We start from the raw sequence: 1,642 nt of genomic DNA, 5'->3' as shown, positions 1-1,642 counted from the left end.
CACCTCGCCTGGGCATTGGCTTGTTGATCTTGCCGCACCGGTTCGGCCCGCGGCCGTCTGACCAGCAGGAGAACCGCGAACCTGGCCGCGCCGAGCAAATTCATGGCGACGATCGGCCAGTGCGGCAGGTTGAGTTCACGATCGAAGGCGGGTCCTCCCGCCAATTCCCTGAAAGCCCCTCTTGCGGCCCAGTAGAAATGGCGAAGCAGCCAGGGCGCGTGGCGAACATGCTTCAGGCAGAGCCCGCCATTGCCCAGGCTGTAGTCGCGATGCAGCTTTTCGATGGCTTTGCGATCCCGCCGGCCGTGATGGTGGAAAATCGTCATGTCAGGCACATACTCGACCGCGATGCCGAGCAGCATCGCGCGCACGAGGTAATCGGTATCCTCGGCCGACCGCAATGGTCCGCCGGCGCCGAAGCGTTCGTCGAAATAGCCGATGCGGGCCGCTACATCGCGGTGCATCGTCATGTTGCAGCCCAGCACGAAACCGCCGGGATGAACATCTGGCGTCAGCCGCTCGCGCGCCCACGACCGCTTGATGGTGAACGGCAAATCCCTGGCATCGCCAAGCTCGACACGGCCGCCCCGGATGAGCCATTGTTCCCCGGACGCATAGTGTCGCTCCAGATCGCGCAGATAGTCGCGATGGAGCGCGCAGTCGTCGTCGACGAAGACCAGCACACGGCCGCGCGCGCGCCTCAGCCCGGCGTTGCGCGCAGCCGCCAATCCGGGGCGCGGCTCGCAAACGGGCGTGAACGGAATGTCCGACGCAGCCGCGATGCTGGCCAGGCGTTCGGCCGTGCGGTCGCTCGAACCGTTGTCGACGACCACGAGTTCGGCGGCGAAGCCGGCATGTGCGCGGCATGCGGCTTGCACCGACTTGATGCAGGCATCGAGCACGGCGACGCGGTTGCGCGTGCAGATGATGAAGCTGACTTCCGGCGCCGCTCGTTCCGGGCGGGGACCGGCCGGGGCGGGGCCAAGCGCCGTCGAACGATCGCGCTGCAGGGGTTGGTTGACTTTGACGATCATGCCTCAGCCCGCCTGATAAGGTGCCAGAACCGCCGCGGCGGGCGCAGATTTGAAGAAGTATGCCATGGCATCGGCCTGCCTGGCGGCCGACAGCGAAGCGCGGCTGAGCCAGGGCGCCCAGGCGCCGGGCCGCAGCGCATATTGTTCGCGGCGCCGGATGACGTTCCATTTGGCGGTCCGCGTCAGCAATTCATGGGTGAGCGCGGGCTGGTTTTCGTCGGCGACGAGCTGGTAGAGGAAATAGAATAGGTTCAGCGCGCCGGCCTCGAAGCTCGGCCGCGTCGCCGCCGGCAGCGAGGAAATCTCCTCCTCCAGCGCGACGATGAAGTCGGCCGCACGGGCGACGGTGCCGTGGCTGACCGCATCGCCAATGTCGCGCAGGTCCCGCGTGGCCTGCGCCAGGTCCTCCCGCTCGAGGTTCTCGGCCACGATCCGCAAATGCGTCCTGCGCATCTCCTTGACGTGCCGGCTCGTCACGCTTGCCTCATGGACGCGGTAGACGACCAGGTTTTCGGGCATCATGGCTGCCGGGTAACGGCCGGCCAGCCGCCTGAAAAGATCGAAGTCCTCGGCATGCCGGTAGGCCTGGTCATAGTGCAGGACGCTGT

General features: G+C 66.4%; 1 protein-coding gene and 1 pseudogene. Both read right to left on the bottom strand.

The genetic code is table 11. From position 1 onward, the window contains the following. The coding region (locus ENZ75_RS31195; protein ID WP_063168605.1) for a glycosyltransferase at window positions 1-1,034 on the bottom strand (1,034 nt) is incomplete at its 3' end. Window positions 1,035-1,037: 3 nt separating this feature from the next. Further along, a pseudogene (locus ENZ75_RS31190) lies at window positions 1,038-1,642 on the bottom strand (glycosyltransferase family 2 protein); the annotation flags it as partial.

Source organism: Mesorhizobium sp. M7A.F.Ca.CA.002.04.1.1, from assembly GCF_004022805.1.
GTDB lineage: Bacteria > Pseudomonadota > Alphaproteobacteria > Rhizobiales > Rhizobiaceae > Mesorhizobium > Mesorhizobium ciceri.
The sequence above is the reverse complement of the archived record's forward strand: the minus strand, read 5'-3'. Positions and strand labels throughout refer to the sequence as shown.